Source organism: Nonomuraea lactucae (genome assembly GCF_003313395.1).
Classification (GTDB): Bacteria; Actinomycetota; Actinomycetes; order Streptosporangiales; family Streptosporangiaceae; genus Nonomuraea; species Nonomuraea lactucae.
On record NZ_QNFZ01000890.1, the window covers coordinates 1 to 7,186 of the forward strand.

A 7,186-nucleotide genomic window follows, 5' to 3' on the forward strand; every position below is an offset into this window, starting at 1 on the left:
CCCCCGCCACCTGCCCGCCACCCCCCGGCCCGCCCCCGCCCGGCAGGGGTCCGGCGATGGGCAGGGTCTCGGCGGTGAGCAGGAGGAGGCCGGCCAGCGCCGTCGCCAGGGCGGCCTGCCCGGGGCGGCCCAGCCGCTCGCCGACGAGGAAACGGCTGCCGAGGGCCGTGAAGACGGGCGTGGCGCCCATGGTCACCACGGTCGCCACCGCCACCCCGGACCGGGCGATGGAGGCGAAGTACGCGGCCTGGTAGACGGCCATCCCGGCGCCCACGACGACGACCCTCGGGCCGAGCCGGGCGAGCCGGCCGCCGCTGAGGCGGGTGAGGGCGAGAAGGAAGGCGGCGCCGAGGAGGTGGCGCCACAGGGACACGCCGACGGGGCCGAGGCCGCCGGACTGGAGCAGCAGCGATCCCGCCGCGCCGCCGGTGCCCCAGGCGGTCGCGGCAAGGGACACGTAGAACGCGCCCCGCCGCGCGGAGACATGGGTCATGACAGATCTCTCAGGATGGAGTGGTCGGAAGGGGCCCGGTGTGCGGGCGGCGACCACCCCCGGATCGGTCAGACCCGGAGATCTCTGGAGGAGCCGCCCGCTACTGGGCGGGCGGCGGGGAGCAGATCAGAAGGCGCGGCACGAGCGACACCCTAACGGCGCCGCGCCCCGCGCGACGACCGCTCTGTGCGGGGAGGACAGGCGGGGCGGAAGGGGGAGGTTGGGTCAGGGTTTGCTGCCGACGCCGCCCAGGAGGAGTTCCTCCCAGGTGGCCAGCGGGCCGGGCAGCCGCTCGTCGGGCCGCCACTGGGGGAAGTGGACCACCCCGGGGTCCACCAGCCGCAGCCCGTCGAAGTAGCGGGTGACGGCCTCGTACGAGCGGAAGTGGCCCGTGCCCATCGTGGCCTGCAGCATCGTCTCCAGGGCCTTGGCCTGGGGGTTGGGTGATGCGTAGAAGTTGGTGGCGGCCAGGTGGCTGCCGGGCGCCAGTGCGGCCATGTAGTGCCTGACCAGCCCGTGCGGGTCGTCACGGTCGGAGATCAGGTGCAGCAGCCCGACCATCAGCAGGCCGACGGGCCGGGAGAAGTCGATCAGCCGGTTCAGCTCGGGGTTGCTCAGCACGGCGGCCACGTCGCGGGCGTCCTCGGTGATGGCGGTCGCGCCGGGGTTGTCGCCCAGGATGGCCCGCGCGTGCGGCTCCACCATGGGGTCGATGTCCACGTAGACGACCCGCGTCGACGGGTCGGCGAACTGGGCCACCTCGTGCGTGTTCTCGATCGTGGGCAGGCCGGCGCCCAGGTCGATGATCTGCCGGATCCCGGCCTCGCGGACGAGGAAGTCGACGACCCTGCCGATGAACGCCCGGTTGCACCAGACCAGGTGGACGATCTCCGGGACGGCCTCCTTCAGGCGCCGCGCGACGGACCGGTCGGCCGCGAAGTTCTCGGTGCCGCCCAGCAGCGCGTCGTGCACGCGGGCGGCGCTCGGCGTGGAGGCGTCCACGCCGGGCGGCGTCCACTCGTTCTCCGCCCACTGGGTTCCGGAGCCCTGGCTCATGTGGCCCCCTTCGTTCCGTGACGCGGATTCTACGACAACGCCGCACGACGAAGGGGGGAGGCCCAGGTCAGGCCCGTGTGGAGGGGGTCGGGTCAGGTCGCGTTCGCGGGTTCCCTCCGGGGCAGCAGGAGGCCCTTCAGCGCGGGGGCCGCGGGGCGTTCGACGAAGCGGTGGACCGCGTACGCCGCCAGGCACATCACCACGACCAGCCCGTAGAGCAGGACGTACCGGTTGACGGAGCCCCCGAGCCGGGCGAACAGGATGAACCCGATGTGCGCGTGCAGCAGGTAGAGCGGGTACGTGAGCGCGCCGGCGGTCTCCAGCCACGGCCCCACGGCCCGGCCCCAGATGACCCGGAAGGCCACCAGCGCCATGACGGCGAAGATCGCCACGACCACGCCCACGATGATCGCGTGGTCGTAGGAGACGCCGTAGCGCCGCCCGACGGCGTCGGCGAACCCGAGGGCCCGGTAGACGGCGTTGCCCAGGCACAGCGGCAGCAGCGCGGCGAGCTGCCAGGTCAGCCCGAACCTGTGCACGAGGAACAGGCCCATCCCGGCGATGAAGTAGTGCGAGAACTCCGCCTGCACCATCAGGTCGGCCACGCGAGGCACGAGCCCGGCCTCTACGGCGAACGTGAGAGCCAGCCAGCCCCACAGGAACGCCATGACCCTCGCCCGGGTCATCCCGACGCAGGTGAGCACGAAGATCAGCATGTAGAAGCGCATCTCGGACCAGAGAGTCCAGTAGACGACGTCCACGTTGGGCACGTCGGCCACGGCCTGGAACATGGTGAGGTTGGCCAGGATCTGCCCGGGTGTGACGGTGAAGACGCCCGCCCCCAGCGTCAGGGTCACCACGGCGGTCAGCGCGATGCCCACCCAGTACGCCGGGTACAGCCGCACCACCCTGGAGACCACGAACGCGCGCGGGCCCCTGCCCCACGCGCTCATCAGCACCACGAACCCGCTGATGGCGAAGAACAGGTCCACGCCCAGGTAGCCGTACTTGGACCAGGTGCCCTCGACGGGGAACTCGACCGGGCTGGTGCCGCCCGCCCAGCCGGAGAACGTGTAGTGGAAGAAGACCACGCACAGGGCGGCGAGGAACCGAAGTCCGTCAAGTTCGTATAACCGCTCCGTCAACCGATGTGCACCAGATTGCATGAGTACGTGTTGTATCAGTTCGCGTTTAGCCCGGGAGGCCCGGGTAGCGGGAGGTTGCCCCGAAAGACGCAAAGAGAGAGGAGAGGAGCTCGATGGAGCTCTGGGACTATCGAACTGACGTCTACGACCGCGGCAGCGCCCTGGACCTCGCGGGATACCACGTCCAGGCGACCGACGGGAGGATCGGGACCGTCGATGAGGCGACGTACGAGGTAGGCGAGAGCTACCTCGTCATCGACACCGGCCCATGGATCTTCGGTAAGAAGGTCCTGCTTCCGGCCCGGGTCGTCACCAGGATCGACCCTCAGGAGCGCGAGGTGCACGTCTCGCGCACCAAGGCGGAGATCAAGGAGGCGCCCGAGTTCGACGAGGCCAGGTACAAGGAACCCGAGTATCGCACGACGCTCGGTGACTACTACGGCCGGTTCTCGAGCTGACCCGACGTAGCAGACGAAGGGCCGCACCCCGGGGTGCGGCCCTTCCCCTGTTCAGGGGGCTTTCGGATAAGCTTTCGGATAAGGGATCACGGCCAGTCGGGGTCGCCCTTGGGCTCGACGGGCGACTCCAGCACCCCGAGGCGTTCGAGCAGGGTGATGAAGGTCGCGGCGTAGGGCGAGTCGGCCGTCACGGCGGCCACCCGCGACCAGTCGACCTGCTCGCGCAGCGCCCGCACCTGCGGCAGCAGGGCTCCGTAGTCGCAGGCGTGCTCCGACATCGGCATGAGCCACGAGACGACCAGGTCGGTCGCCTCCAGCACGGGCACGATCACCGCCGAGGCCGTCATCGGCTCGGCCCGGTCGAGCAGCTCGTTCGTGATCGGCCGGTCCGACACCCGGAAGATGAGATCCACCAGCCGTCCGTCGTCGTACGCCTTGACCAGCCAGTCCTCGGGCGGCTTGAGCGTCTCGAAGCCCATCGACCGCAGCGCCTCCAGGGCGGCGGGCACGTCGTGCTCTGTGAGGACGAAGTCGACGTCATGCAGCGACGGCGCCGCGCCTCTCGCGTAGGCCGCGCACCCGCCCGCCAGCGCGAACTTCACTCCGGCGTCCTTCAACCCCGAGCTCGCGCGCTTGAGCGTGTCGAGGATCGCGTCAGTGACCGCGTGACTATGGCTGCTCATGAGACCGGGCTACCCCCAGGCCCATCAATCACACGGACAGGCGGGGGAAGCGCGGGATTGTCGTTGCCCGCCCGCCAGGTTAGAGGTGCGGCCCGGGGGTAGCGCCAGGCCCCATGACCGACTTCCTGGAAAAGACCGAGCAGGAGTACGCGGGCGGGCACGACCGGCCGATCCGCGGCTACCTGCGCATCCTGGCCGTGTACGGCGGGTCGGTGGCGGCGGCCGTGGCCGCCGCGGCGCTGACGGGCCGGCGCGCGCCCGACCGCGTCACGCCGATGGACCTGGTGCTGATGGCGGCGTGCACACACAAGGTGTCACGGCTGCTCGCCAAGGACCCCGTGACGAGCCCGCTGCGCGCGCCGTTCACCAGGTACGAGGGCACGAGCGGCCCGGCCGAGCTCAAGGAGGAGCCGCGCGGCCCGATCGGCGAACTGATCTCCTGCCCCTTCTGCCTGGCGCAGTGGACGGCCACCGCCTACGCCGCGGGCCTGGTGTTCGCGCCGCGCTTCACCCGGCTGGCCGGGGCCACGATGTCCGCGGTGGCCGCCTCGGACTGGCTGCAGCTCGCCTACGCCAGGCTCATGCGCTCGGCGACCTAGCACATGTTAAGAACATCCCGCCCAGGGCAGTAGCGGGTCCATGGCTACTTTGCTCTGGATCATCGCAGTCGTTCTCGTCATCGCCGGGATCTACGTCATCCTGGCCCGCCGCGACATCCTCTGGGGAATCGTCCTCATCGTGCTCGGATTCCTGGTGGGGCCTGGCGGCGTCAGCATCTTCAATGTATAGGGGCGCCGAGAGCGCCCCATCCCCCACCGTCGGTGCGGCGGCCGCTCCGAGCGGCCGCCGCGCCCATGTCCGCGCCCATGTCGCGGGTCAGTCGAGGCAGTTCAGTCGAGACAGCTTCAGTCGAGGCAGTAGACCGCGTACGCCTTGCCGATCACCGGCAGCGCCACGTTCCGCACGCGGATCCCGCCCGGGGTGAGACCCTTCTCGCTGCCCTTGTGCGCGTGGCCGTGCAGAATCAGCTCCGCCCCCGCGGTGTCCACGGCCTCGGCCAGCAGGTAGCTGCCGAGGAACGGGTAGATCTCCAGCGGCTCGCCGTGCAGCGTCTCCTTGACGGGGGAATAGTGCGACAGGACCACCCGCCGGTCCGCGTCCATCTCCTTCAGCGCCACCTTCCACGCCTCGGCGATGGAGCGGGTGTGCGCGACGAAGTTCTTGATCTCGGGCTCGCCGAACTCGCTGGCGCACTTGCCGGCGAACCCGCCGCCGAAGCCCTTGCCGCCGACGACGCCCAGCTTCGTCCCGCCGCACTGGATCACGACGCCGTCGTCCTCCAGCACGATCACTCCCGCGTCGCGCAGCACGCCCACGATCGCCTCCTGCTGGTTGGAGTGGTAGTCGTGGTTGCCGAGCACCGCGACGGTGGTCACCGGCAGGTCGCGCAGCTCGTCGGCCACGAGCCTGCCCTCCTCCAGCGTGCCGTGCCGGGTCAGGTCACCTGCCAGCATGAGCACGTCGGCGCGATCCTCGATGCCATGGAGCCGTTTGCGGTATTCACCACGGACTTCCGGCCCCAGGTGGATGTCGCCAACGGCTGCTATGCGCAGGTCAGTCAAGGTGCTCATCCTCTCCGGGCTCGCTGACGTCGACGACCTTGATCTCGTTGTGGACCTTCAGGTCGGGGGCGGTCTCGTGCGCCACCTGCCCGAGCCGTTCGCGCTGCTCGCTCCCGCTCACCTGACCGCGCAGGAAAAGCTGGTCGCCGCGCACGTCGACGTGGATGCCGAGTTCGTGCGTGCGCGCGTCCTCCGCCAGCGCCTGCTGGATCCGGGCCGCGACGTACTGCGGAGCTTCCATCGCTTCCTCCTTCTCCAGTCGCCGCATGCCCTGGGGCGAAAAGCTCAAACGGCGCGAAGGAGGTCGATAACCGCCCGTTCGACGGCGCCGTGGGTGGCCAGCTGACCGAAGTCGGCGTCGGCTCCCAGCTCGGTCAGCGCCTGCTGGACGGTCCTGCCCCGCTCGTACGACTCGACCACCCGCGGGTCCACGTACGACTCGCGGGCCACGGTGGGCGTGTTGCCGAGATACTCGGCGACCTCGCGCATCACGCGGCTGACGGCCCGTTTGCGCGCCGCCTGCCCGACCCGGGCGGCGCGAGCGGACACGGCCAGCCCGACCGCGGCCAGGACGGTCGCGTGCCAGGTGCGGAAGTCCTTGGCCGTGAAGTCGTCGCCGACCGTCTCGCGCAGGTAGGCGTTGATGTCGTCGCTGCGCACGTCCACCCAGCGCCGGCCGTTACGGTAGCGCAGCAGCTCCCCGTCGCCGCCGCGGCGCTTGAGCGCCCTGATGACCGAGCACACCGCCGGGTCGGCCACCGCCACCTCGCGCGGGATGTCGCCCTTGGCCGGGTAGGAGCAGACGACCGTGCCGCGGGAGCAGGTCACGTGCTCCATCTTGAGCGTCGCCAGGCCGTAGGAGTCGTAGTTCTCGCCGCCCACGCGGAAGAAGCCGATGTCGAGCATCCTGGCCGCGGCGGCGAGCACCCTCTCACGGGTCAGCCCCCTGCCGGCCAGCGCCTGGTCCACCGACTTGCGGAACGCGGGCAGCCGTTCGGCCAGCTCCAGCACCCGGTCGAACTTGATCCGGTCCTGCTGCGCCCGCCACAGGTCGTGGTAGCGGTACTGCCTGCGCCCGGCGGCATCGGTGCCCACCGCCTGCAGGTGCCCGTCCGGCGACGCGCAGATCCACACGTCGGTCCAGGCCGGGGGGATGGCGAGCGCCCTGATCCGGGCGCGCTCCCCGGGGCTCGCCGGGGACCCGTCCGCATGCTGGTAGCTGAAGCCATGCCCTCGCCGCCGGCGCAGGATGCCCGGCTCGTTCTGGTCACTCGGATGCAGCTCAGGCACGCGACACGGGCTACCCCGAGCGTTAGGCCGCAAACGGCAAGGGCAGGGGAGCCGTCATGTCTGAGAACAACCAGTGGGAAGAGCGCTCGAAGTCGGGCAGACCCATGGTGCCCGCGACGCCCAGGGACGTCGTGCACATCAGGGCGGGATCCTTCGTCCTGGTCTTCGCCTTCGCCCTGGCCGTGCTGGGGGTGATCGCCAAGGCTCCCGTGCTGACCGCCATCGCGATCCTCGTGGGCGTGGTCACGGTGGTCGACATCGTGCTCGCCGTACGGCGTCAGAAGGACAGCGACGTAGGAGAGGCAGGATGACCGACTTGCAGGGCCGGGTGGTCGTGGTGACCGGGGCGAGCGGCGGCGTCGGGCGGGCCGTGGTGCGCGAGCTGGGCGCGAAGGGCGCCAAGGTGGCGCTGCTCGCGCGCGGCACGACCGGGCTGGGC

Annotated in this window: 11 protein-coding genes; 4 read left to right on the plus strand and 7 right to left on the minus strand. The window is 70.7% G+C overall.

Annotated elements, in window-relative coordinates; translation table 11 throughout:
- The 3 genes from DQW85_RS30740 to DQW85_RS30750 all read right to left on the minus strand — a co-directional run.
- Window positions 1-493: EamA family transporter (locus DQW85_RS30740; RefSeq protein ID WP_162795506.1), on the minus strand; the 493-nt coding region annotated here is incomplete at its 3' end.
- A 225-nt stretch (window positions 494-718) separates the two neighbouring features.
- On the minus strand, window positions 719-1,549 hold the full coding sequence (locus tag DQW85_RS30745; RefSeq protein WP_113703308.1) for an SAM-dependent methyltransferase: 831 nt from the start codon (window positions 1,547-1,549) through the stop codon (window positions 719-721).
- Between the two features lie 92 nt (window positions 1,550-1,641).
- A complete protein-coding gene (locus DQW85_RS30750; protein WP_162795507.1) occupies window positions 1,642-2,694 on the minus strand; it encodes an acyltransferase family protein in 1,053 nt (350 codons plus the stop codon).
- 113 nt (window positions 2,695-2,807) lie between these two features.
- Here DQW85_RS30750 and DQW85_RS30755 point away from each other — a divergent pair, with 113 nt between their 5' ends.
- Complete coding sequence (locus DQW85_RS30755; RefSeq protein WP_113703310.1) at window positions 2,808-3,152, plus strand: PRC-barrel domain containing protein; 345 nt, start codon at window positions 2,808-2,810, stop codon at window positions 3,150-3,152.
- 86 nt (window positions 3,153-3,238) lie between these two features.
- Here the strand turns inward: DQW85_RS30755 and DQW85_RS30760 are convergent, their stop codons facing one another.
- Window positions 3,239-3,835, minus strand: a complete 597-nt coding sequence (locus tag DQW85_RS30760) for a nucleotidyltransferase (RefSeq protein WP_113703311.1) — start codon at window positions 3,833-3,835, stop codon at window positions 3,239-3,241.
- A gap of 113 nt (window positions 3,836-3,948) precedes the next feature.
- Between DQW85_RS30760 and DQW85_RS30765 the strand changes: the two genes are divergently transcribed.
- Both DQW85_RS30765 and DQW85_RS46135 read left to right on the plus strand, forming a co-directional pair.
- Window positions 3,949-4,434 (plus strand): DUF1360 domain-containing protein, encoded by a 486-nt coding sequence (locus DQW85_RS30765; protein ID WP_113703312.1) that lies wholly within the window; start codon window positions 3,949-3,951, stop codon window positions 4,432-4,434.
- A gap of 40 nt (window positions 4,435-4,474) precedes the next feature.
- The gene (locus DQW85_RS46135) at window positions 4,475-4,624 is read left to right on the plus strand and encodes a GPGG-motif small membrane protein (RefSeq protein ID WP_169807523.1); all 150 of its coding nucleotides are present in this window, start codon (window positions 4,475-4,477) and stop codon (window positions 4,622-4,624) included.
- A gap of 116 nt (window positions 4,625-4,740) precedes the next feature.
- Here the strand turns inward: DQW85_RS46135 and DQW85_RS30770 are convergent, their stop codons facing one another.
- The 3 genes from DQW85_RS30770 to DQW85_RS30780 are packed head-to-tail and all read right to left on the minus strand — an operon-like array spanning window position 4,741 to window position 6,747.
- Complete coding sequence (locus DQW85_RS30770) at window positions 4,741-5,466, minus strand: metallophosphoesterase family protein (RefSeq protein WP_113703313.1); 726 nt, start codon at window positions 5,464-5,466, stop codon at window positions 4,741-4,743.
- Window positions 5,450-5,698, minus strand: a complete 249-nt coding sequence (locus DQW85_RS30775; protein ID WP_113703314.1) for a BON domain-containing protein — start codon at window positions 5,696-5,698, stop codon at window positions 5,450-5,452. Before DQW85_RS30775 ends, DQW85_RS30770 begins: the two co-directional genes overlap by 17 nt.
- Window positions 5,699-5,742: 44 nt before the next feature.
- Window positions 5,743-6,747: a DNA topoisomerase IB gene (locus tag DQW85_RS30780; protein WP_240197528.1), complete on the minus strand. Its 1,005-nt coding sequence runs from the start codon at window positions 6,745-6,747 to the stop codon at window positions 5,743-5,745.
- A gap of 56 nt (window positions 6,748-6,803) precedes the next feature.
- Between DQW85_RS30780 and DQW85_RS30785 the strand changes: the two genes are divergently transcribed.
- Complete coding sequence (locus DQW85_RS30785; protein WP_113703315.1) at window positions 6,804-7,058, plus strand: hypothetical protein; 255 nt, start codon at window positions 6,804-6,806, stop codon at window positions 7,056-7,058.
- Window positions 7,059-7,186: the final 128 nt, after the last annotated feature.

Bases quoted from the DNA above. Each gene is read 5' to 3' on its own strand.
- DQW85_RS30745 (WP_113703308.1), bottom strand. From the start codon at position 1,549: ATGAGCCAGGGCTCCGGAACCCAGTGGGCGGAGAACGAGTGGACGCCG.
- DQW85_RS30755 (WP_113703310.1), top strand. From the start codon at position 2,808: ATGGAGCTCTGGGACTATCGAACTGACGTCTACGACCGCGGCAGCGCC.
- DQW85_RS30760 (WP_113703311.1), bottom strand. From the start codon at position 3,835: ATGAGCAGCCATAGTCACGCGGTCACTGACGCGATCCTCGACACGCTC.
- DQW85_RS30765 (WP_113703312.1), top strand. From the start codon at position 3,949: ATGACCGACTTCCTGGAAAAGACCGAGCAGGAGTACGCGGGCGGGCAC.
- DQW85_RS46135 (WP_169807523.1), top strand. From the start codon at position 4,475: ATGGCTACTTTGCTCTGGATCATCGCAGTCGTTCTCGTCATCGCCGGG.
- DQW85_RS30770 (WP_113703313.1), bottom strand. From the start codon at position 5,466: ATGAGCACCTTGACTGACCTGCGCATAGCAGCCGTTGGCGACATCCAC.
- DQW85_RS30775 (WP_113703314.1), bottom strand. From the start codon at position 5,698: ATGGAAGCTCCGCAGTACGTCGCGGCCCGGATCCAGCAGGCGCTGGCG.
- DQW85_RS30785 (WP_113703315.1), top strand. From the start codon at position 6,804: ATGTCTGAGAACAACCAGTGGGAAGAGCGCTCGAAGTCGGGCAGACCC.